General features: G+C 66.8%; 22 protein-coding genes. 8 read left to right on the plus strand and 14 right to left on the minus strand.

What is annotated here, in order from left to right; all coding sequences use genetic code 11:
* The 4 genes from GOOTI_RS25115 to rimP all read right to left on the minus strand — a co-directional run.
* On the minus strand, positions 1–655 hold a 655-nt coding region (locus GOOTI_RS25115), incomplete at its 3' end, for a translation initiation factor IF-2 N-terminal domain-containing protein (RefSeq protein WP_007238364.1).
* A gap of 79 nt (positions 656–734) precedes the next feature.
* Positions 735–1,052, minus strand: coding sequence for a YlxR family protein (locus tag GOOTI_RS09480; protein WP_007238365.1), 318 nt, complete (start codon positions 1,050–1,052; stop codon positions 735–737).
* Positions 1,053–1,227: 175 nt separating this feature from the next.
* Positions 1,228–2,292 carry a transcription termination factor NusA gene (nusA, locus tag GOOTI_RS09485; RefSeq protein WP_007238366.1) on the minus strand — a complete coding sequence of 355 codons (1,065 nt, stop codon included), beginning with the start codon at positions 2,290–2,292 and terminating at the stop codon, positions 1,228–1,230.
* Positions 2,293–2,358: 66 nt separating this feature from the next.
* A complete protein-coding gene (rimP, locus tag GOOTI_RS09490; protein WP_007238367.1) occupies positions 2,359–2,904 on the minus strand; it encodes a ribosome maturation factor RimP in 546 nt (181 codons plus the stop codon).
* Between the two features lie 202 nt (positions 2,905–3,106).
* Between rimP and GOOTI_RS09495 the strand changes: the two genes are divergently transcribed.
* The 5 genes from GOOTI_RS09495 (at position 3,107) to GOOTI_RS09515 (ending at position 7,580) form a co-directional block, all read left to right on the plus strand.
* Positions 3,107–3,727, plus strand: coding sequence for a hypothetical protein (locus tag GOOTI_RS09495; RefSeq protein ID WP_039993848.1), 621 nt, complete (start codon positions 3,107–3,109; stop codon positions 3,725–3,727).
* Positions 3,724–4,158, plus strand: coding sequence for a ferritin-like domain-containing protein (locus tag GOOTI_RS09500; protein WP_007238369.1), 435 nt, complete (start codon positions 3,724–3,726; stop codon positions 4,156–4,158). The genes GOOTI_RS09495 and GOOTI_RS09500 overlap by 4 nt, the downstream gene beginning before the upstream one ends.
* A gap of 204 nt (positions 4,159–4,362) precedes the next feature.
* On the plus strand, positions 4,363–5,682 hold the full coding sequence (locus GOOTI_RS09505) for a quaternary amine ABC transporter ATP-binding protein (RefSeq protein ID WP_217997287.1): 1,320 nt from the start codon (positions 4,363–4,365) through the stop codon (positions 5,680–5,682).
* Positions 5,679–6,539: an ABC transporter permease gene (locus tag GOOTI_RS09510; RefSeq protein ID WP_007238371.1), complete on the plus strand. Its 861-nt coding sequence runs from the start codon at positions 5,679–5,681 to the stop codon at positions 6,537–6,539. The genes GOOTI_RS09505 and GOOTI_RS09510 overlap by 4 nt, the downstream gene beginning before the upstream one ends.
* A 36-nt stretch (positions 6,540–6,575) precedes the next feature.
* Positions 6,576–7,580, plus strand: coding sequence for a glycine betaine ABC transporter substrate-binding protein (locus GOOTI_RS09515; RefSeq protein ID WP_007238372.1), 1,005 nt, complete (start codon positions 6,576–6,578; stop codon positions 7,578–7,580).
* 82 nt (positions 7,581–7,662) lie between these two features.
* Here GOOTI_RS09515 and GOOTI_RS09520 read toward each other — a convergent pair whose 3' ends face one another.
* Positions 7,663–9,393 (minus strand): proline--tRNA ligase, encoded by a 1,731-nt coding sequence (locus GOOTI_RS09520; protein ID WP_007238373.1) that lies wholly within the window; start codon positions 9,391–9,393, stop codon positions 7,663–7,665.
* Between the two features lie 83 nt (positions 9,394–9,476).
* On the opposite strand from GOOTI_RS09520, the gene yaaA reads away from it, so the two are divergent.
* Positions 9,477–10,217 (plus strand): peroxide stress protein YaaA, encoded by a 741-nt coding sequence (yaaA, locus tag GOOTI_RS09525; RefSeq protein ID WP_039993849.1) that lies wholly within the window; start codon positions 9,477–9,479, stop codon positions 10,215–10,217.
* An 8-nt stretch (positions 10,218–10,225) separates the two neighbouring features.
* Positions 10,226–10,960 (plus strand): aminoglycoside 3'-phosphotransferase, encoded by a 735-nt coding sequence (locus GOOTI_RS09530; RefSeq protein WP_007238375.1) that lies wholly within the window; start codon positions 10,226–10,228, stop codon positions 10,958–10,960.
* 6 nt (positions 10,961–10,966) lie between these two features.
* Here the strand turns inward: GOOTI_RS09530 and GOOTI_RS09535 are convergent, their stop codons facing one another.
* From GOOTI_RS09535 to GOOTI_RS09550, 4 genes are all read right to left on the minus strand, one after another.
* Positions 10,967–12,517 carry an MFS transporter gene (locus GOOTI_RS09535; RefSeq protein WP_051997925.1) on the minus strand — a complete coding sequence of 517 codons (1,551 nt, stop codon included), beginning with the start codon at positions 12,515–12,517 and terminating at the stop codon, positions 10,967–10,969.
* A 72-nt stretch (positions 12,518–12,589) separates the two neighbouring features.
* Entirely contained in the window at positions 12,590–13,891 is a 1,302-nt protein-coding gene (cobA, locus tag GOOTI_RS09540) for a uroporphyrinogen-III C-methyltransferase (protein WP_007238377.1), read from the minus strand.
* Between the two features lie 55 nt (positions 13,892–13,946).
* A complete protein-coding gene (locus GOOTI_RS09545; protein WP_007238378.1) occupies positions 13,947–14,285 on the minus strand; it encodes a hypothetical protein in 339 nt (112 codons plus the stop codon).
* Positions 14,282–15,280: an acyl-ACP desaturase gene (locus GOOTI_RS09550; protein WP_007238379.1), complete on the minus strand. Its 999-nt coding sequence runs from the start codon at positions 15,278–15,280 to the stop codon at positions 14,282–14,284. The genes GOOTI_RS09545 and GOOTI_RS09550 overlap by 4 nt, the downstream gene beginning before the upstream one ends.
* A gap of 196 nt (positions 15,281–15,476) precedes the next feature.
* On the opposite strand from GOOTI_RS09550, the gene GOOTI_RS09555 reads away from it, so the two are divergent.
* Positions 15,477–16,184 (plus strand): response regulator, encoded by a 708-nt coding sequence (locus tag GOOTI_RS09555; RefSeq protein ID WP_007238380.1) that lies wholly within the window; start codon positions 15,477–15,479, stop codon positions 16,182–16,184.
* A gap of 15 nt (positions 16,185–16,199) precedes the next feature.
* On the opposite strand, the gene GOOTI_RS09560 is transcribed toward GOOTI_RS09555, so the two are convergent.
* Genes GOOTI_RS09560 through GOOTI_RS09580 form a run of 5 tightly spaced genes read right to left on the minus strand, consistent with a single transcriptional unit; the run spans position 16,200 to position 22,501 of the window.
* The gene (locus tag GOOTI_RS09560; protein ID WP_007238381.1) at positions 16,200–17,924 is read right to left on the minus strand and encodes a GAF domain-containing sensor histidine kinase; all 1,725 of its coding nucleotides are present in this window, start codon (positions 17,922–17,924) and stop codon (positions 16,200–16,202) included.
* On the minus strand, positions 17,924–19,321 hold the full coding sequence (locus tag GOOTI_RS09565) for a cobyrinic acid a,c-diamide synthase CobB (protein WP_007238382.1): 1,398 nt from the start codon (positions 19,319–19,321) through the stop codon (positions 17,924–17,926). The genes GOOTI_RS09560 and GOOTI_RS09565 overlap by 1 nt, the downstream gene beginning before the upstream one ends.
* A gap of 19 nt (positions 19,322–19,340) precedes the next feature.
* Positions 19,341–19,958 carry a cob(I)yrinic acid a,c-diamide adenosyltransferase gene (cobO, locus tag GOOTI_RS09570; RefSeq protein WP_007238383.1) on the minus strand — a complete coding sequence of 206 codons (618 nt, stop codon included), beginning with the start codon at positions 19,956–19,958 and terminating at the stop codon, positions 19,341–19,343.
* A gap of 24 nt (positions 19,959–19,982) precedes the next feature.
* Entirely contained in the window at positions 19,983–22,031 is a 2,049-nt protein-coding gene (locus tag GOOTI_RS09575) for a VWA domain-containing protein (protein ID WP_007238384.1), read from the minus strand.
* A complete protein-coding gene (locus tag GOOTI_RS09580) occupies positions 22,028–22,501 on the minus strand; it encodes a GNAT family N-acetyltransferase (RefSeq protein WP_007238385.1) in 474 nt (157 codons plus the stop codon). The genes GOOTI_RS09575 and GOOTI_RS09580 overlap by 4 nt, the downstream gene beginning before the upstream one ends.
* Between the last annotated feature and the right edge of the window lie 6 nt (positions 22,502–22,507).

Genomic DNA, 22,507 nt, shown 5'->3' on the forward strand with positions numbered 1-22,507 from the left:
CGCCGCCGGGACCCGGGCGTCCTGCGCCCTGACCCGGTCGTCCTTGCGCTGGTCGGCCACCGCCGGGACGGGGACCGCCCTGGCCCGGACCGGGCCGCGGCGCCGCAGGGCGCGGGGCGGGTGTGGGCGCCGACGAGTACGGGTTGTTTCCGACGCGAGGCGCACGTGGGCCGGGCTTGGGCCCGGGACGCGGGCTTGCCGGCGCAGGTGCAGAGGCCTGGGCGGCCGCGGGTGCGGGCGTCGAGGACTGCGCCGCTGCCGGCGTAGGTGCCGACGGGGCGGGTTTCGCTGCGGGTTGTGTGGCTGCGGGCGCAGGCGCCGGAGCCGACTGTGCGGCGGCAGGCGCTGGAGCTGCGGGCGCAGGTTTGGGGGCCGCCGGCTTGGGGCCGGGGCGTGCCGCGCCGGGCTTGGGTGCGGTACTGCTGTCACGGGCCGCGGTACCCGGCTTGGGTGCGGCCGATTTCGTGGAATCGTTCTTGCTTGCTCCCCCGTTTGCTGCGGGGAAGGATTCGCGCAGTCGACGGGCCACCGGGGCCTCGACGGTCGACGACGCGGACTTGACGAATTCGCCTTGTTCCTTGAGACGCTCGAGCACTTGTTTGCTCGTCACGCCGAGTTCCTTGGCCAGTTCGTGCACGCGGGCTTTGCCTGCCACTGCTCTCCTCACTTGGAGGCCGAGCGGCTTGCCCGCCACGGCCTCGGATTACGTCCGATACGTGCTCATCGTGGTGACTTCACGGTGTGCTCATGTCTTCTGCTACCTGTTCTGGCCCGTTAGGGCCGCTCTCGTCCGTGCCGGCACCCGTGCGGGTGACCAGCACTTCTTCGAGGTCGGACTGGTCTACGACCAGCCCCGGACTCCTCAACGCCGAGGCGAATGCGCGCCGACGCACCGCGGCGGACACACAGTCCGCCGACGGATGCAACCACGCACCTCGTCCCGGCATGGTCTTCGCGACATCGACGACGATCCTCGATCCGGCGTCGCCCTGAGCGGCGACGATGCGGACCAGATCTGTGATTCCGGCTCGCTGCCGACATCCCAGACACATACGGATCGGACCTTGCGGAGAATGATCCTGTGGAGGATCGTTCCGCCGACCGGGTCGGTTGTCGTCGTCGGGAGATCCTCCGTTGAAGGAGCCTCCGTCAGGGACAGCCGACCGCACTCGCATGACCATCGATCAGTCTAGCGCGCCGAGCGGTGAACTGGACAACCGGTACGTCTCACGCCCGCCCGGTTCCCGATCGACCCGCAGGCCCCGCGGTGGCCCCCGGGGCCTGCGCAGGCGCCGTGGGCGGAGTGTCGTCGGCGTCCGACCGGATGTCGATACGCCAGCCGGTCAGGCGGGCCGCGAGTCGCGCGTTCTGCCCCTCCTTGCCGATGGCCAGCGACAACTGGTAATCGGGCACCACCACGCGGGCCGCCTTCTGCGCTGCGTCGATCACCTCGACGGAGACGACCTTCGCGGGTGACAACGCGTTGCCGACGAACACCGCGGGGTCGGTGTCGTAGTCGATGATGTCGATCTTCTCCCCCGACAGTTCACTCATCACGTTGCGCACACGCTGACCCATCGGACCGATGCATGCGCCCTTCGCATTGAGTCCGCTCACTCCTGTGTGGACCGCGATCTTCGAGCGATGCCCGGCCTCGCGCGCCACGGCGACGATCTCCACCGAGCCGTCCTCGATCTCGGGCACCTCGAGCGCGAACAGCTTGCGCACCAGGTTCGGGTGAGTGCGCGACAGCGTGATCTGCGGTCCACGCGATCCGCGCGAGACTCCCACCACGTAGCACTTGATCCGATCCCCGTGCTGGTAGCTCTCCCCGGGCACCTGCTCGGCAGGAGGGATGATCCCCTCGGCGCTGTTGGCGTCGCTGCCGATCTGCACCACGATCATCCCGCGAGCATTGGCGCGAGCATCCTGCTGCACGACGCCGCCGACGATCTCGCCCTCGTGGGTGACGAAGTCACCGAAGTTCTTCTCGTTCTCCGCATCACGGAGCCGCTGCAGGATCACCTGACGGGCGGTGGTGGCGGCGATACGGCCGAAGCCCTCGGGAGTGTCGTCGTACTCGTGGACGACGATGCCGTCGTCGTCGACCTCCTGCGCCATGACCCGGACCGCTCCGGTCTTGCGATTGACGTCGATACGCGCGTGCGGCGCGAACCCGTCGGTGTGTCGGTAGGCGGTGAGCAATGCGGTTTCGATCGCGGTGATGACGGTGTCGATCGAGATGCCCTTGTCGGCCTCGATCATGCGCAAGGCGTTGATGTCGATGTTCATCGGGCGCTCCTATTCACTTGTCGGCTGGTATGGAATTGTTCGATTGCTATGGATGTGTTCGGCCGGTCATGACGCGACGGCCTCGCGACGCCGTGCGATCTCGTCGTCGTCGAGTCCGCAGAGGCGCAGCTCGGCAGCCCCGGGCCGGGAGAAGTCGACGTCGACGACGGCCCGTGTAACCGAGTCGAGCCCGATGGCCCTCACCCGGAATCGACCGCGGTCGTTGCTCACGATGTCGACCTGACCGTCGTGCAGGGGACCGATCCTGCCGACCACTCGGGTCGGTCCGTCGTCACCTGCGACGTCGATGATCACCTTGCGCCCTGCCGCGCGACGCCAGTGCCGCTCGGTGGTGAGTGGCCGGTCGACGCCCGGCGACGTCACCTCGAGCGTGTCGATGTCCGAGTAGGCAGGGTCGCCGTCGAGTGCATCGGACAGTTCGCGGCTGAGGTCGGCGAGAGCGTCGAGCGAGCCTCCCTCGTCGCGATCGACGACCACGACGACCTCGTCGCCGTCCGCGCCCCGCTTGACGGTGACGTCCTCGAGATCGAAACCACGCTCCCCGACGAAGGTTGCGACGAGCGCGTGAAGTCGTTGTGCGTCAGTGCTCATCACCGCTCCCTTCTCGTCATCACTTGTCTGTCGTCATGTGTGGGCAGGTCCTCGGCGAATGCCGATCCGACGCGTTCAGCGGCTCCCCATTCTAGTCGATCGACGACACCGTTCTGACCACTGCGTGGACTCGTGCGACGACGTCCCCAACTCCCACGACGTCGGGGCGGCCTGCACCGAACCGGAGTACCCGGCTGGCATCATGTGTCGGGTGAAGCCAGCAACCTCAGAGCGCCGCACCCCCGTGGTGCGCACATCCGTTGACCGGCGCACCGTCCTGCGCGGCGGACTGGCTCTCGGTGCGGGCGCCCTCGTCGTGGGCGCGGCCGGTGCGTGCGACAGCGGTCCGACGCCCAACGAGGTCACGGCCACCGCGCTGCTTCCGCTTGCCCGGGCCGCGAGAGCCGACGCCGCGGCGGCGCGTTCGCTGGCACCCCGCACGCCCGTGTACAGCGCAGCACTCGGAGTGGTCGCCGACCAGCGCGACGCCCATGCCACGGCGCTCGGTCAAGAGGTCGAGCGTCTCGATTCCGCCACCGCCGCGAAGTTGTCGACCGCACCGTCACCGTCGGCGGCGCCTGCCTCCGCGGGCACATCGCCGACCTCAGCGGGCGCCACGACGCCAGACTCCACGACGCCCGACTCCACGGCATCGAACTCAACGGCATCGAGCGACGGAACGATCGACGAGCTGCGATCTGCACTGAGTGCGTCGGCTCGCTCGGCTCACGACGCCGCGATCTCCCTGCACGGCTACTCGGCAGGGCTGTGCGGCTCGGTGAGCGCATCCGTTGCGACGCTGCTGGAGGTACAGCTGGCATGAGCGCCACCACCGATGCCCTCGCGGGGGCGACCGACGCCGAGAATGCCGCCATCTTCACCTACGGGATGATCACAGCATTCGTCTCGGCCGCGCGTCGAGGCACCGTTGCCGAGTACGCGGCCGCCCACCGCTCAGCTCGCGACGCCGTCAACGCCGCCATCACCGCGGCGGGTAGCACTCCACCCGACATGTCACCCGGCTACACGCTGCCGACCGACGTCACCGATTCGATCGGTGCGGCGAAGGTCGCGCTTGCGGCCGAAAACGACTGCGCCACCGCGTATCGGGTGATCCTCGAGCGCGCCGACACCGAATCCGCACGACGTCTCGCTGTCGAGCAACTCACCGCGTGCGCCGGGCGCGCGGCGACCTGGCGTGCGGCGCTCCGCCAGAGCCCGGTGACCGTAGCGTTTCCCGGTACACCGGCCTGAGTCGGCGTTTACACTCAGCCACGCGTGTCAACCAACAACCGGATAACCTCTCTCAACAGCACATAGTCAGTATTCCCAACACCAGGTAAAGAACTGTCCGGCAGAGACCATTAGTGTGTCTAAGAGGGTTCGATGCCGTGACCGCGGAACCGCTGCGCTTGCTCGTTACGCCTTGAAGCCCGCTGAAGAGGGGGAAGTGTGAGCATCTCTCACGGTGGTGAGTTCGCAACGCGACGGGTCTCGCCCGGCGCAGGTCCGACCACGGCGATACGTGCCGAGCACATCTACAAGATCTTCGGTCGACGGCCCGCCGAGCTCGTCAGGCGACTCGAAGCAGGCGAACCGCCCGAGGATCTGAAAGAACTCGGTACCGCGGCCGTCATCGATGCCACCTTCGACGTTGCAGCCGGAGAGATCTTCGTGGTGATGGGCCTGTCCGGATCGGGCAAGTCGACCCTCATCCGAACCTTGAACGGACTCTGGAAACCCACATCCGGCTCCGTGCTGATCGGCGACACCGACCTCGCGGCGGTCTCGGACAAACGACTACGTGAAATCCGTCGCACCTCGGTCTCGATGGTGTTCCAGCATTTCGCCCTCCTGCCCCACCGCACCGTTCGCGAAAATGCAGCTTACGGCCTGAAAGAGCAGGGGTTACCCAAGGCCGAGCGGCTCGAACGCGCCGACCACTGGCTCGACGTCGTCGGCCTGCGCGGCTGGGGCGACCGATATCCGAGCCAGTTGTCGGGCGGCATGCAGCAGCGCGTCGGATTGGCCCGCGCCCTCGCCACCGAGACCCCCATCCTGCTGATGGACGAGGCGTTTTCCGCGCTCGACCCGCTCATCCGGCGGGAGATGCAGGATCAATTGGTCGAACTGCAGTCGGATCTGGGCAAGACCATCGTGTTCATCACCCACGACCTCAACGAGGCGATGTACGTCGGTGACCGCATAGCCGTGATGCGGTCGGGGCGGATCGTGCAGATCGGCACCGCGGAACAAATCCTCACCGATCCCGCGAACGACTATGTCGCCAAGTTCATCTCGGAGGTCGACCGCACCCGCGTACTGACCGCCGGCACGGTGATGGAGCCCGCGGCCGCGGTCGTGCCCATCACCGCTGGCCCCCGTGGAGCGATCAACGAGATGCGGGCGAAGCAGACCTCCGGCGTGCTGGTGACCGAACGTGGTCGCCTCCGCGGGTACGTGACAGACGCAGACGCCGTCGCCGCGGTGAAAGCCGACGTCCCCGACCTCGCCCCGTTGATCCGCACGGAATCGATGGTGCGGGTGTCCGAGTCGACACCGGTCGCCGAACTCTTCGCGCCGTCGGCACAATCCCCGGTGCCGCTCGTCGTCACCGACGACGACGGCCGCCTGCGCGGCGTCGTACCGCGGGTCGGACTACTGGCGGCTCTTGCTCCCCCACCGGACACGACCACGACCGAACCGACCGCTCAGGCGCCCACCCGTGACGCCGACACCCTGCAATCCGACGACGAGCGTGGAGAGGAGAACCCGTGAGTTTCCTCAATCCGCGCATCCACGTCGGCGACTGGGTCGAGAGCGCATTCGATTGGTTGACCCAGCACGCGACCTGGCTGTTCGATGCGATCAAGACCGCGGTCACAGGTCTCTACGACGCATTCGACACCGTGCTGTCCAGCCCGCCCTACTACGTGATGATCATCGTCTTCGCGCTGCTGGCGCTGGTGGCCGCCGGATGGCGTCGAGGGTGGAAGCTCGCCCTGTTCACCGTTGTCGGTTTCTATCTGATCAGGGCATTCGACCAGTGGAACAATTCGATGAGCACGATCTCCCTGGTTCTCGTGGCGGTGATCATCGCGTTGATCATCGCGATACCGATCGGCATTCTCGCCGCGCGCAACCGGGTGGTGTCGGCGATCGTCCGGCCGATCCTCGACCTGATGCAGACTCTGCCCGGGCTGGTGTACCTGGTCCCGGTGATCATCGTGTTCGGCATCGGGCCGACACCCGGCGTCGTGTCCACACTGGTGTTCGCGATCCCGCCGGGAATCCGATTGACGGAGTTGGCTATTCGTCAGGTCGACCCGGAGGTTGTCGAAGCCGGAAAGGCATTCGGGTCGAGCGATGCCCGCATCCTGCGTCAGATCCAGATCCCACTGGCGATGCCGACAATCATGGCCGGCGTCAACCAGGTCATCATGCTGGCGCTGTCGATGGTGGTCATCGCAGGCTTCGCCGGAGCGGGCGGACTCGGCGGCCAGGTGAATCAGGCACTGCAGACACTGAACCTCTCGCTGGGCGCCGAAGCGGGGCTGGCGGTCGTGATCATCGCCGTCTACCTCGACCGCCTCAGCTCGGCAATCGGCAACCGCGGACGTGCGGTCACCTCCTGAAACCCACGAAGTAGTAGTGAAAGTAGGTAGGAAACCATGACGAAGTTGACGAGAAGGCTCGGTGTTCTCGCGGCGGCCGTCGCTGTGGGTGCGGTCGCACTCACCGGGTGCGGCGCCTCGAACTCCAACTCCGACAGCGGCACGGGAGGCACGGCGAGCGCCACCAACGACATCGCCTCGAAGTACGCGAACTGCTCGCTCACTGAGGGCAAAGCGGCCGCAGGCGACCTCGGCGAGGGCAACGACAAGGACGTCACCATCGGCGCCTTCAGCGGCTGGGACGAGTCGACGGCGACTGCGTATCTGATGAAGAACATCCTCGAGAAGAACGGCTACACGGCCAACGTCAAGACGCTGGATGCAGCAGCCGGATTCACTGCGGCGTCGAAGGGCGACGTGGACGTTCTGACAGACGTGTGGCTGCCGTCGACGCACAAGACATACATCAACCGGTACGGAGACCAGCTCACCGCACTCGGATGTTGGTACGACAACGCGAAATTGACCATCGCGGTCAATGATTCGTCGCCCGCGAAGTCGATCGGCGATCTGAAGACGATGGCTGACCAGTACAACAACACGCTCGTCGGAATCGAACCCGGCGCGGGCGAGACCGCGATCGTCAAGGACAAGGTGATCCCGGCGTACGGTCTGCAGGGAATGAACTTCACCACCTCCTCGACTGCGGCCATGCTCGCCTCGATCCGCAAGGCCGAGACCGACAACACCAACGTCGCCGTCACGCTGTGGAAGCCGCACTGGGCGTACTCGGCCTTCAAGATCCGTGATCTCGAGGACCCCAAGGGCGCACTCGGCGGCAAGGAAGGCCTGTGGAACTTCGCGACGAAGGGCTTCGACGAGAAGTCGCCCAAGGCTGCTCAATTGTTCAAGAACCTGGTCCTCCCCGATGCCGACCTGTCGGAGCTGGAGAACCTGATGACGCAGAAGTACCAGGGCAACAACCCCGACGGCGCAGTCAGCGAGTGGCTCACCAGCCATCCGGAGTTCGCGAATCAGATCGTCGCGGGACAGCTCAAGTAGTCACGACCTGAACTGCACGCACGAGAAAGCGGGCGCCCCCACGACTGTATGGGGGCGCCCGCTTCGTTCACTCGTCTGGGTGTCAGCCGCGGGCGGCAGCGACAATCGTCGCGACAGCGTTGTCGACCGGCACCTCCGCGCTGTCGCCGGTAAAGCGGTCACGGACTTCGACAACACCGTTGGCGTAGCCGCGACCGACCACCACCACGATCGGCATGCCGAGCAGTTCTGCGTCCTTGAACTTCACACCCGGCGACGACTTGCGGTCGTCGAGCAGTACGTCGAGCCCCTCGGCGTCGAGTTCCTCCGCCAGCGACGTCGCCCCGCCGATCGCCGCCTCGTCCTTGTTGGCGATCACCAGATGCACGTCGTAGGGGGCGACCTCGGCGGGCCAGCGCAGTCCCTTGTCGTCGTGATGTTGCTCGGCGATCACCGCGACCAACCGTGAGACGCCGACGCCGTAGGAGCCCATGGTGAGTCGGACGGGCTTTCCGCTCTCGCCGAGCACGTCCACCTCGAAGGCGTTGGTGTACTTCTGGCCCAGTTGGAAGATGTGCCCGATCTCAATGCCCTTGGCGGCCACCAGCGGCCCCTTGCCGTCCGGCGAGAGGTCGCCGTCGAGGATCTCGGCTGCCTCTATCGTCCCGTCCGGCGTGAAATCACGACCTGCCACGAGGCCGACGACGTGCCGGTTGGGCTCGTCGGCGCCGGTGATCCACGCGGTACCGTCAACGATCCGCGGATCGACGACATACCGAACACCGTTCTCGGCCAGTGCCTTCGGACCGATGTATCCCTTCACGAGGAAGGGGTTGGCTGCGAAGTCGGCCTCGGTGAGCAACTCCACCTCTGCCGGTTCGAGCGATGCCTCGAGCCGTTTGACGTCGACCTCGCGGTTGCCCGGCACGCCGATGCCCAACAGTTCCCAGTCCCCGCCGGGTTCGCGCACCTTGACCATCACGTTCTTGAGTGTGTCCGCGGCGTCGTAGGTACCGTCGAGCGTGTCGTTGGCCCACTCCACGAGCGTCTCGATCGTCGTGGTGTCGGGCGTCTCGTGGACCTGCGCGGGAGCGAGTCCGTCGAACGGGATCGCTTCGGGTGCAGGCGTGACAACCGCTTCGACGTTCGCGGCATACCCCGACTCCAGGCACCGGACGAATGTGTCCTCGCCGACCTCGCTTTCGGCGAGGAACTCTTCCGACGCACTTCCGCCCATCGCACCCGAGGACGCCGCGACGATCACATACCTGACCGCCAGCCGCGCGAAGATGCGCTGGTAGGCGTCGCGGTGGGCGATGTAGGAGGCTTTGAGCCCGTCGTCGTCCAGGTCGAACGAGTAGGAGTCCTTCATGACGAACTCACGGCCTCGGAGAATGCCTGCGCGTGGCCGCTCCTCGTCGCGGTATTTCGTCTGGATCTGGTAGAGGATGACCGGCAGATCCTTGTACGACGAGTACTCGCTCTTGACCAGTTGCGCGAAGATCTCCTCGTGCGTCGGGCCGAGCAACATGTCGGTGCCCTTGCGGTCCTTGACCCGGAAGAGATTGTCGCCGTACTCGGTCCAGCGCGCCGTCGTCTCATACGGCTCACGCGGCAGCAGTGCCGGCAGCAGGATCTCTTGCGCGCCGATGGAGTTCATCTCCTCGCGCACTACGTTCTCGACCGCCTTGAGCACCCGCAACCCGAGCGGAAGCCAGCTGTACACACCCGGCGCGACACGCCGTACGTATCCAGCGCGGACCAAGAGCTTGTGGCTGGGAACCTCGGCGTCTGCCGGGTCATCGCGCAGCGTACGCAGGAACAGCGTCGACATCCGTGTGATCACGGTCGATCAGTCTAGTCGGCCGCCGCAACGCGCTTGTCGGTCACGTCCGCACCGCCGATACAGTGTTCGACGTGCTCGTCATACTCCCGCCATCGGAAACCAAATCCGACGGTGGTTCCGGCGCCCCTCTCGACCTCGCCTCCCTCTCGTTCGCCGAACTCACCCCGGTCCGCACGAAGATCGCCGACGCGATCGTCGAGCTCGCGGGTGATCTCGACGCCAGCATGAAAGCGCTCGGCCTCGGCCGAACCCAGCTCGCCGAGGTCGACCGCAACGCCGACCTCTGGCTCTCCCCCACCCGGCCGGCCATCGAGCGCTACACGGGGGTGCTCTACGACGCCCTCGACCACGGCTCGCTTTCGAAGGCGGGCAAAGCGAAGGCCGCGGACAGGCTCGCGATCGGGTCTGCATTGTTCGGCGTCGTTCGCGCCGGTGATCTGATCCCCGCCTACAGGTTGTCCGGCGGTTCCAAACTGCCCGGATTCGGTACGCTCGCCTCGGTCTGGCGCCCCAAATTGACCGCAGCGCTCGATGCCGTCGACGATTTCGTCGTCGACCTCCGTTCCGGGGTGTATCAGCAACTCGGACCGGTCTCCGGGGCGGTGACCGCGACCGTCATGACCGAGGCATCGGACGGCAGCCGAAAAGTGGTGAGCCACTTCAACAAGCACTACAAGGGGCTCATGGCACGCGAGCTGGTCCGCACCAGACGCGCCGTCCGCGACATCAACGCGCTCGCAGCAGTCCTGTCCGACGCCGGCCAGCGCGTCGAGATCCCGAAGCCCGGCGAGATCGTCGTCCTGACCGACTGAGACCACCGGTGACCGCTGCAGTTCCCCCGCATGAACCGCCCGACATCGTCGCGGCATACTCCGACGGCGGTCTCGCCATCCCGGTATGGCGCAACGACCTCGGTGGCATCACCTACCGACTCGGCGACGGACCCACTGCTCGGTATCTGAAGTGGCAGCCCCTCGATCCTGAGGCATCGGTGGACGCCGAGGCCCGCAGACTCGCCTGGGCCGCCCTGTTCGTCCGGTGCCCCGCGGTGCTCGACTCCGGGCATGACGACGACGCCGAATGGCTGTTGACGGCCGCCGCGCCCGGGGTTTCGGCCGTGATCGATCCCTGGTTGCACACACCGGAGGTCACCGTCCCTGCGTTGGGACGAGGTCTTCGACGACTACACGACGCACTGCCCGTCGACTCGTGTCCGTGGACATGGTCGCCCCTCGACCGCGTCGCCGACGCACGAACGCGCGGGACCGACGTCGATGTCACTGCCGCCGACGCCCCGGAGATCGACCATGCGGTCGTCTGTCACGGCGACGCCTGTTCGCCGAATTTCCTGTTGTCCGCACCGGGCGAGGTGACCGCGTACGTCGATCTGGGGAGTCTCGGTGTCGCCGACCGCTGGGCAGACATCGCCGTCGCGGCGATGAGTACGCGGTGGAACTACGGCCCCGGCTGGGAGAAACCGCTCGTCGCTGCATACGGCGTCGACGTCGACCAGGACCGCATGGACTACTACCAGCGGTTGTGGGATGCCACGTGATCGAGGTCAGTCGTGCTGCGTCGTCTGCGCGAGGTCGGGGTCGAGTCCGGCATCGGCGGCTTCCTGCGCCGCCTGGCCCTCGGCGACCTGCTCCGGCGTGAACCGCATGAAGAGCACCACGACCGCCGCGATCACCGCGATGCCTGCGCAGCAGGCAAACGACAAGCCGTAGCCGTTGGCCTGGGCGTCGAGCTGGGCGGCATTCATCGTTTCGACGGGCGCTGTCGTACCACCGAGCGAAAGCGCACGCGAGGTCACCAGGGCGCCGACTGCGACGAGTCCGATCGCTCCACCGAGGTTCTGCGCGACCTGGGCCAGCGCGGTCAGCGGTCCGATCTCGTTGGGTCCGACACCGGCGACAACCGACAGCGTCAATGGGATGACCGCGAACCCGACGCCCACGCCGATCACGACGACAGGAATCGCGATGCTCGGGAAGTAGGCGGGCTGCTTCGTGGCGATCGACGCCGCGTACAGGCATCCGGCCAGGATGATGGCGCCGCCCACCAACACCAGCCACCGCGGTTGGACGTGCAGTGCGAGCTTCGACGCCACCGCCGCCGCGATCCCGAGGCCGAAGGCGAACGGGACCACCGCGAGACCGCTTTGGACAGGGCTGTACTTCAGAATCCCCTGGAGGTACAGCGAGATGAACACGGCCATGCACATCATGATCATGCTGGCGAAGAAGATCGCCACCAGCGCCGCGACGCGACTCGAATTGTCGAAGAGCACGAACGGCAGGATCGGGTTGCTCGCGCGGCGTTCGACGATGATGAACGCGATCAGTGCCAGACCGCCCGCGATGAACGACCCCACGACGATGGGTCGCCCCCAGCCGTCCGGCCCCTCGTTGACGGCGAGGACGAGCAAACTGCATCCGAGTGTCGCCAAGACCGCGCCCGGCACGTCGAGAGACAGGCGAACACCCTGGGATTCGCGTAAGACGAAGAAGGCCCCGGCCGCCACCAGCAGACCGATCGGCACGTTGATCAGGAACACCAGGCGCCACGAGAGCTGGGTGAGTACACCGCCGAGGATCAGACCGGCGACCGAACCGATGCCGGTCATCGCGGCATAGATCGCGAACGCCTGACTGCGTGGCTTGCCGGGCGCGAACGTCGTCGCGACCAGAGCCATGGCGGTGGGGGCGGCGACGGCGGCCGACGCGCCCTGTAGCGCGCGGCCGACGATGAGGCTCGTCTCGTCCCACGCCAGGCCGCACAGCAGCGACGTGACAGTGAAAGCCGCGACTCCGATCACGAACATGCGCTTGCGCCCGAAGGTGTCGCCGAGGCGGCCTCCGAGCAGCATCAGCCCACCGAACGCGAGAACATAGCTGCTGATGATCCAGTTGGCGCCGGATTCGGACAGGTGTAGCGAATCGCGGATCTTCGGCAGCGCAAGGGCGGCGACGGTGCCGTCGAGCACCATCAGCAGTTGCATTCCGGACAGGACGAGGATCGCCAGACCGAACACGGGTCGATACACATCGTTACTCGCGTTCGACGCCCCGGCCGAGAGATCCAGCCGGTGTGCTTGCCCTGGTGTCGACATAGGATTCGACGCTACCGCGCTCCTGCGCGTATGTGCCAATTCCCGTTGGCGGATAGCAGCTGCACGGCGGTCCTACCTCCCCGCCGACCGCGCCCCTTCTGCCGATCGAGGCCCGTCTGCCACGTGAGGCCGACCCAGCTCCCCGAACGCCGCGATCTGCTCCGCGTCGGTGAAGCCTGCGACTTCTCCGATCACGACGATCGCCGGTGGCCGCAACCCCTCGCGGTCGGCGGTCTCTCCCGCGTGCGCCAGGTCGGTGCGGATCAGCCGTTGCGTGGGTAGCGAGCCGTTCTCGATCATCGCGACGGGCGTGTCGGCGGGCTTCCCGCCCGCGAGCAGGGCGTCGGCGAAGACCGCGACCCGCTCGACGGCCATCATCAGGACCAGGGTTCCGCGCAGCCGAGCCAGGACCGACCAGTCGATGAGCGAATCGGGGTGGTCGGGTCGGACGTGGCCCGAGGCGATGACCACCTCGTGGGTGACCCCACGGTGAGTCACCGGTATGCCTGCCGCGCTGGGCACCGAGATTGGGCTGGTGATTCCGGGCACGACCACGACAGGCACGCCTGCCGCGACACACGCCTGCAGCTCCTCGAAGCCGCGACCATAAACATAGGGGTCGCCGCCCTTGAAACGCACGACGAACTTGCCCTCTCTGGCTCGCGAGACGAGGACGTCGTTGATGGCCTCCTGTTTCATCGCCCTGCCGTACGGCACCTTCGCGGCGTCGATGATCTCGACCTGCGGGCCGAGGGATTCCAGCAGTTCGGGAGGGGCGAGTCTGTCGGCGACCACCACGTCGGCCGCCATGAGGAGTTTCAGACCACGCACGGTGATGAGGTCAGGATCACCGGGTCCGCCACCGACCAGGGCGACCCCTGGGGGATGAGGGGCGTCGTCGACGTCGAGCGACCCATCGGCCAGGGCACGAGAGATGGCGGCCCGCACCGCGGCTGATTGGCGGTGGTCGCCGTGTGCCAGCACACCGAACTGGACGTCGCGATGGCGACCGGAGGCCGGCGTGACAGCGCTACCCCACCTGGCCTCGTCGGCGCGCACACAGAACGTGTGACGACGCTCGGCCTCCGCGACGACGGCGGCGTTCACCTCGGGATCGTCGGTGCACGCCATGGCATACCAGGCCCCGTCGAGATCGCCGTCGACATAGGCTCGCTTGTGCACGACGATCCCGGGAAAGGACTCGACGGCAGGGGTCGGATCGAGGGCCACCACCTCGACCCGCGCACCGGCGGCCACGAGATTCGGGAGCCGACGCTGCGCCACCGACCCGCCGCCGACAAGGACGACCTTTCGGCCGTGTAGGTCGAGTCCGGCCAGATAGTGCCCGTGCGTGGACGTGTCGTCGTTCGGCATGCGTTCAACATTATCGGCGGCCGGCCACCCCTCGCGCGCCCAACCGGCGGTAGGGCTACAGGGGCAGCTCACCGGTCCGTCGGACATACGACCAGACGTCGGCGGCAGGCACCCCGAGCCGATGCGCGGCAGACTGCAACAACGCACCGAGGAGCATCGACGAGCAGTACTCACCGACAGCGGAATCGCTTGCGTGAGTGCGAATTTCGTTCCACCGTGTGGGGTTGTGCAGCGCGGCGGCCTCGGCCATCGCGATCGCATCGTCGAACCCGGCCGGGACCTCACGATCGTCGTGGACCGCGGACTCGCACGAACCACAGCAACCGTCACATCCGGGTCCGCCGTCGTCCGCCGGCGAGATCGCCAACGCGAGCCTGCTGTCCATCACGGTCATGCCCCTGCCCTCGCCCTCTTGGCCTCTCGCTCGAGAGCACGTTCACGAGCGCGTTCGAATTTCTCGACCTTGACGTTCATCTCCTCGAGATAGGCCGCGAGCTTCTCGCGATACATCTCACCGAGCGGCCCGAAGTCGTCGCGCTCGAAGATCCGCCACTTGCGCAGCACCGGCATCACGACCTCCGAAAGATGCTGGGGCAGATCGTAGATGCCGCCCTTCGCGATCAGGACGGCGTTGCGACGGAAGTTGGGCATTGTTGCGCCGGGCATCTGGAAGTTCGACACGATGCTGTAGATCGCGCACATGGCCTGATCGGGCACCAGGTCGAGCGCTCCGGCGACGATGTTGCGGTAGAAGAGCATGTGCAGGTTCTCGTCCGCGGCGACACGCTGCAGCATACGGTCGGCGATCGGATCGCCGCACGCCTTGCCGGTGTTGCGGTGGCTGACGCGCGTCGCGAGTTCTTGGAAGCTGACGTAGCTGACCGCGAACAGCATGTCGAAGCTGTGGTCACGCTGGCCGTCGTCTTCGGGTAGCGGGTTGAACCCCGATGTCATGTGCGCCATCCGGGTCTCTTCGAGTTCCACCGGATCGACCCCGCGGGTGACGACGAGATAGTCGCGCATCACCGTCGAGTGCCGCATCTCCTCTGCGGTCCATCGGCCCACCCAGAATCCCCAGGCGTCGTCGAGTGAGAAGTTCTCGGCGATGACCCGGTGATACGACGGAAGGTTGTCCTCGGTGAGCAGATTGGTGATCATCGCAGCCTTCGCCACATCGGAGAGCTGTGACTGCTCGGGATCCCAGTCGATACCGCCGAGGGCGGCGAAGTTGCGTCCCTCGTCCCACGGGACGTAATCGTGTGGATGCCAGTCCTTGGTCATCTTCATGTGCCGCTCGACCTCGGTCTCGCACACGGGAAGCAGCTCCCGCAGCAAATCCGAACCGGTCATCCCGGTGTCGTTCACTCCTGGCCCGATGAGGGTTGTCACTGTCTCTCCTCGATCTCGTCGTCGACGCTGCGCGCCGCTCTGCGCGTGCCGGAGGTGCTCGGCCACCGACCGAACAAGCGGCTCCGGCAGATACTCACTGTTGCTCGCCGTACCCTGACCCGGCGTGAGCCCAAAGTCCCGACTGGGTGGGGACCGACGTCGCGTACTCGCACGCGACCTGCGGTAATTTCGACGTATGCACTCCGAAGGTCAACCGTCATCAGATGCTGCCGCGCATACCTCCCCCGCGTCGGATGCGTCGACGGTGCGCGTCTATCTGGTCGACGATCACGAGCTCGTGCGTCGAGGTCTTCGTGACCTGCTCAGCACCGCAGACGACATCGAGGTCGTGGGTGAAGCCGCATCGGTCGGCGAAGGCCGCGTGGGCATTCTCGCCGCCAAGCCCGACGTCGCCGTTCTCGACGTCCGACTCCCCGACGGCAACGGTGTCGAACTCTGCCGGGATGTGCGCGCCGCCGAGCCCGAGGTCCGCTGCCTCATGCTCACGAGCTACGCCGACGACGACGCATTGCTCGCCGCGGTACTCGCGGGCGCATCCGGTTTCGTGCTCAAGCAGATCCTCGGGCACAACCTGATCGCCGCGGTGCGCACCGTCGGACGGGGCGGCTCGCTTCTCGACGACCGCTCGACGGCCGCACTGCTGGCCAAACTGCGCGACGGAAAGAACAAGCCGTCCGACCCGCTCGCCGAACTCACCAATCAGGAGCGCGAGGTCTTCAACCTGATCGGCGAGGGACTGACGAACCGACAGATCGCACAGCGAATGTTCCTGGCGGAGAAGACGATCAAGAATTACGTCTCGCGCATCCTGGCGAAGCTCGACATGCAGCGGCGTACCCAGGTTGCCGTGATGGCCACGAAGATCCGCGACGGTAAGGCCTGAGCGCTGCAGACCCGGCTACGCAAGCGGCACCGACCAGGTGAGTGTCGTCCCCGACGGCCGGCCCGCCGCCACACGCGGGTTGGTGACGACGGTGAACGTCCCATCGCATTCCTCGGCGCGCCTCGTCAGGTTCTCCAGTCCGCGGTAGGTCACGTCCGTGCCGATCCCCACACCGTCGTCGGTGATCTCCACCGACAGCACGTCGTCGGCGCTGACCGACACCGATATGTGTTCGGCGTGGGCGTGCCGCAACGCATTCGACAGCCCTTCGCGCATCACCGCATCGATGTGCGGACCGAGCGCGTCGGGTACGACGGTGTCCACCGGGCCACTGAACTGCACGCTCGGCGCAATCGGGGCATGGACCGACAGCTCCGACACGATGTCGAGAATACGTCGACGCAACGTCGCGGAGTCGTGGTGGCCGGGCACCGTCTGTAGGTCGAAGATCGAGGTGCGGATCTGCGCGATCGTGCGGTCGAGGTCGGTCATCACCTGTTCGAGTCGCTCGGCGCGTGCGGTGTCGTCGACGCGGGCCGCACCACCGCCCGCCGCGAGCATCGTCTGAATCGACATCCCGATCGCGAACAGTCGCTGGATCACGTGGTCGTGCAGGTCGCGGGCGATTCGATGTCGGTCCGACAGCACCTCGAGGTCGCGCGCCACCTGTTGTTGCTCCGCGTAGACCATGGCCAGCGAGGCCACCTCGGCGACACCGGCGAGACCCGACGCCTCCTCGGACTTCCACAGCGGTCGGTCGGGCTGCGTGATCACGATCCAGCCGAACGCGCCCGAGGCGCGTTGCAATGGCTGAACCGTCGCCCAGCGAGCACCTCGCCGGGCCAGGGAGTCAGAGATCTCGGCAATCGGCACGACCGACATCTCCGATCCCTCCGGCGCCGAGAAGTCGGCCGGATCGATGTCGAACGCCGCGCCGGTGTGCCCGCTGAGCACGACCTCGTCACCGCCGCCTGCCGTCTCCCCCGCGGAGCCGACGTCGCCCACTGAACCGACGTTGCTCACTGAACCGATGTCGCTCGCCGCGGACACGATGAAGACGTCCGTCGCGCCCACCAGTTCCGCGACGTCGGTGCACATGCGAGACAGCGTGTCCTCGAGGGCGATTCCCGACAGCGGCTCCGACCCTCGGCGGACGAGTACCTGCATCCACCGCTGCCTCGTGCGTGACGTCTCGAACAACTGGGCATTGTCGACGGCGATTCCCGCGGCCACCGCCAGGACGGCGATCAGCGCTTCGTCGAGGGGGGTGAACTCGTCCGCGGAGCGCTTCTCGGTGAGGTAGATGCGACCGAAGTTGGAACCGCGAATGATGATCGGTGCGCCGAGAAATGTGGTCATCGGCGGATGATTCGGTGGGAAGCCCACCGAGGCAGGATGTTTCGCGAGATCGGGGATCCGCAGGATGTGTGGATCGTTGATCAACACCCCCAACACTCCCTTACCGACCGGCAGCGAGCCCATCGCCGACCTCTCGGCGGGAGTGATCCCGGTGTACACGAACTCCGACAATCCGCCGTCGGGACCGCGAACACCCAGCGCGCCGTAGCGTGCGTCGACCACGCCGACCGCGACCTCCACGATGCGTTGCAGCGCCTCGTCGAGGTCGAGTCCCTGGCCGACGACGAGCACGGCCTCGAGCAGATCGCGCAGAATCGCCGGATCGTCGACACCGTGCTCGCGCAGGATGTCGAGCACCCGGGCGATCGAACTCTCCGACATCACGACTCCTTCCGTTCGCAGGCCCGCACGAATCTGGCGATGGCCGCCGGGACCGCCGCGGGATGGACGTGCAGATACGACGCGTGCACGTTGGTCGCGGCGATGCCGTCGGTGCGTGGCACACCGTGATGGTCACGCCAGGCCCACGCGGGCGTGGCCGTGGCGAGTTCGACGACGCTGCGGTGGAATTCGTGTCCGGTCACCCGTTCCCCCGCGCGATAGAGCACCGAATCCGACACCGCGACCGCGTCCCGGTAGCCGAGCGTGAGCGAGGGACCGAACCGGCCGACGGCGTCGATCACACCGGCCATCGGGCGCTGATCGAGCTCTCTCGTCAGGTACAGCAACCCGGCGCATTCGCCATGCACGGGACCGCCGCCCCGGTGCAGCGTCGCAATGTCCTCGCGCAGTTCATGATTCGCCGCAAGCCGGTCCGCGTGCTCCTCGGGGAAGCCGCCCCCGACGACGAGTCCGGCGCTGCGGTCGGGTAGGCGGTCGACCAGTGGGTCGAACTCGACCACCTGTGCACCCGCAGCGCGCAGCAGCTCGGTGTGCTCGGCATAGCCGAAGGTGAACGCCGCGCCCGCGGCGAGCGCCACGACAGGACGCGTCGTCGCGGCATGCTCACCGACGTCATCGATGGCGTCGGCCGCTGACCACGGAGCCGATGTCACTCGGCCGCCCGATCGGGCGACCTCGACGATCGCCTCCAGATCCAGGGCGGAGCCGACCATCTCGGACATGGCGGCGACGGCGTCGACTGCTTCTGTCGACCTCTCCGCCGCCGGGATCAGGCCGAGGTGGCGCGAGGGTACACTCAGCCGATTGTCTCGGCGCAGCACGCCGAGCACCCGCATCCCGACGCGGGCGCACGCCTGTCGCAGTACCGATTCGTGCCGCGGCGATCCCACGCGGTTGAGGATGACTCCCGCGATCCGGATGGACGGCTCGTATCCGACGAAGCCGTGGAGCAGCGCGGCGAGCGATTGACTGTGGCCCGCGGCATCGACGACGAGCACCACCGGAGCGTCGAGGAGCGTCGCGACGTGCGCAGTCGATCCCATCCCGACCGGGTCGGCGTCAGCGACGTCGTCGGCGGTGATTCTGCCGTCGAACAGCCCCATGACACCCTCGACCACCGCGATGTCGGCGTCGGCACAGCCCGCGGCGAACAGCGGACCGATGAGTTCTGCTCCCACGAGATTGGGGTCGAGGTTGCGGCCGACACGTCCGGCAGCAACCGCGTGATACCCGGGATCGATGTAGTCGGGCCCGACCTTGAACGGCGCCACCCGCCGCCCGGCCCGACGCAGTGCGCCGATGAGTCCGGTGCTCACGGTGGTCTTGCCGCTCCCCGACGACGGAGCGGCGATCACGACCGTCGGCGTGGTGCTCACGCGGTGATCCTCGCGGACGTCACCACTCGATTCCCTTCTGGCCTTTGCGTCCGGCGTCCATGGGATGAGCGACTTTGTGCATGTCCGTCACGAGATCTGCTGCGTCGACGAGGGCGGTCGGAGCCCGACGCCCGGTGATCACCACGTGTTGACGGCCCGGTCTGTCGACGAGTGTGCGCACGACCTCGTCGGTGTCGACCCACCCCCAATCGAGCGGGTAGGTGAATTCGTCGAGCACATAGAAGTCGTGTTGCGCGTCGGAGAGTCGTCGCGCGATCTCGGCCCACCCGGCACGGGCGGCAGCAGCGTGGTCGGCGTCTGCATCGGCGTTCGCACGCAGCCAGGACCAGCCCTGTCCCATCTTGTGCCATTCGACGGGTGCACCGACACCTGTCGTCTCGTGTAGGTCGCCCAGCGCCGTCAATGCCGACTCCTCACCGACGCGCCACTTGGCACTCTTGACGAACTGGAACACCGCGACACTCAAGCCCGCATTCCATGCCCGCATGGCCATACCGAAAGCCGCAGTCGACTTCCCCTTGCCGTCACCGGTGTGCACAGCGAGCACCGGCAGATTCCGACGCTGCCGGGTGGTCAGTCCGTCGTCGGGAACCGTCTGCGGAACACCCTGTGGCACAGTGACTCTCCTCGTCGTCGTGGATCAAGCGGCCGGGGCACGCGGTGGACGGCGATCGCGTTCCGATGTCGACAGCGCCGACGCGGACAGCTCGTCCATCCGCAGCGTCTGCGCGCCCAAACGCATCGCGAGGTCTGCGGCGAGCCCGAGGCGAATCCTCCCCTGCTCGCAGTCGACGACGACACTGTCGATGCCGTGGCGGCGGATACGGTCGGCTGCGGCCGCTGCGCGGGACGAGGCGTCGGTTCCAGACGTGGCACGTCCGTCGGTCAAGACCACCATCAGCGCTCGTCGCCGCGGCTCGGCCCGGCCGGCCCGCTCGATGACGTGCTGCGCCTCGATCAGCCCCTCCGCCAGAGGAGTTCGGCCACCGGTCCGGACGTCGGCGAGACGGCGCACCGCGATGTCGACCGACTTCGTCGGCGGCACGGCGAGTTCGGCACGTGAACCTCGTGCGATGACCACTGCGACCCGGTCACGTCTGGTGTAGGAGTCACGCAACAGGTCGACGCAGATCCTGGTGACGGCCGTCAGCCGCTTGCGTGCCGTCATCGAACCACTGAGGTCGACGACGAAGACGACCAGGTTGCCTTCCTGGCCGATCCGTTGCGCCCCACGCAGATCGGACGGTGACACCACGAGCCGACGTGTCCCCGCGGTGCACGCGTCCACCGAACGGCCCGCCGCTCGAAGCACGGTCCCGAAGAGATGGACCGCACCACCTGAAGTGAAGTCGGTGTCGGCCACGGTGTGTCCGCGACGGCTGCGTGCACGCGACCTCTTACCCGGATCGCCATCTCCGATGCCGTCTGCGCGTAGTCGCCGCACACGGGTACCGCTTGCGGTTGCGGTGGTACCGAACATCGGGCCGCCGGGCGCCTGATTCGTCTGCGACTCCTCGGTCCCGGAATCCTGCGGTCCTGAATCCTGCTGTCCGGGATCGTGCTGTCCGGAATCCTGGTGCTGACCCGCGTCGTCGGGTGGGTCGATCGACTCCTCGTGCTGGTCCGGCGTCGACCCACCGCCGGGGCCGTCCGGGTCGTGATCGGGTTCTTCTGGGGGCCCGGCAGCCTCGTCTCCAGCGGAGAGGGCGTCGTCGAGTTGCTGCTCGTCGAGGCCAGACTCGTCAAACGGATCACGCCTACGCCGGTGCGGGAGTGCGAGTTCCACACCGACCCGCACGTCGTCCTCGGTGACCGACGTCGCGCCGCGCAAAGCTGCATGCGCGGCAGCAGTGCGGGCGACCACGATGTCGCCACGCAGTCCGTCGACGTCGAGGTGGGCACAGATGCCCGCGATGCGTCGCAACTCCCTGTCACTGATCTCGACGCGATCGATCAGGTCTCGTGCGGTGGCGATCCGTTCGGAGAGGCTCTTCTCGTCGTCGGCGTATCTTCCGACGAAATCCTGCGGGTCGGCATCGAAATCCATTCGGCGGCGGACGACCTCGACGCGTTCGTCGACATCCCGGGCGGCGGTGACGTCGACGGCGAGTCCGAATCGGTCGAGCAACTGCGGACGGAGTTCTCCCTCTTCGGGATTCATCGTGCCGACGAGGACGAAGTCGGCGTTCTGGGTGTGCGAGACACCGTCTCGTTCGATCGTCACGCGACCGCTGGCGGCGGCGTCGAGTAGGACGTCGACGAGATGATCGGCGAGCAAGTTGACCTCGTCGATGTAGAGCACACCGCCGTCCGCCCTTGCCAGAAGCCCCGGCGTGAACACCGCTTGGCCGTCACGCAGCACCGCGGTCAGATCCAACGAGCCGACCACTCGATCCTCGGTGGCTCCGATCGGGAGCTCGACAACCCTCCCCCGCCGCGTCGAGGCATCGGCGACAGCCTCCGACATGCCCCAGTGATCGTCGTGCTCCGCGAGGAGCGGGCCGAGCCCGCGGACGATCGTCGACTTCGCGGTGCCCTTCTCGCCGCGGATGAGCACGCCGCCGATCCCGGGAGCCACGGCGCACAGCATCAACGCCAGCTTCAATCGGTCCTGACCGACGACGGCACTGAACGGGTAACGCACCGGCGTCTCGGCAGGCACCGCGGTGGCGGAGTGCCGGCCGCTCATGCGGATACGTTTCTGGCAGGCCGCAGCATCGAGACGTGCGGAATGCCGTCCTCGAGGTATTCCTCGCTGTCGACGACGAACCCGAACTTGGCATACATGTCGATCAGATAGCTCTGCGCCTCGATGCGGCATGCGCCGTCACCGACCTGGGCGAGTGCCATCTCGATCAGTCGAGCGGTCAAACCCTCGCCGCGGCGCGGACGCGCGGTGCACACACGGCCGATCCGGTATGTCTCGCCGTCGCCGGGAGCGTCAGAATCCTCCATCAGTCGCAGCGTCGCGACCACACGCCCCTCGTCGTCGGACACCCAGAGCTGACGGGTCGAGGGCTCGAGATCCCGACCGTCGAGTTCCGGATACGGACACGACTGTTCGACGACGAACACATCCACACGCAATCGCAGGATGTTGTACAACGTCTCGACATCGAGATCAGCTGTGAAACTGCGGTGGAGCTGCCCAGTTGTCATGGTGTC

The sequence above is a fragment of the Gordonia otitidis NBRC 100426 genome, from assembly GCF_000248075.1.
GTDB lineage: Bacteria > Actinomycetota > Actinomycetes > Mycobacteriales > Mycobacteriaceae > Gordonia > Gordonia otitidis.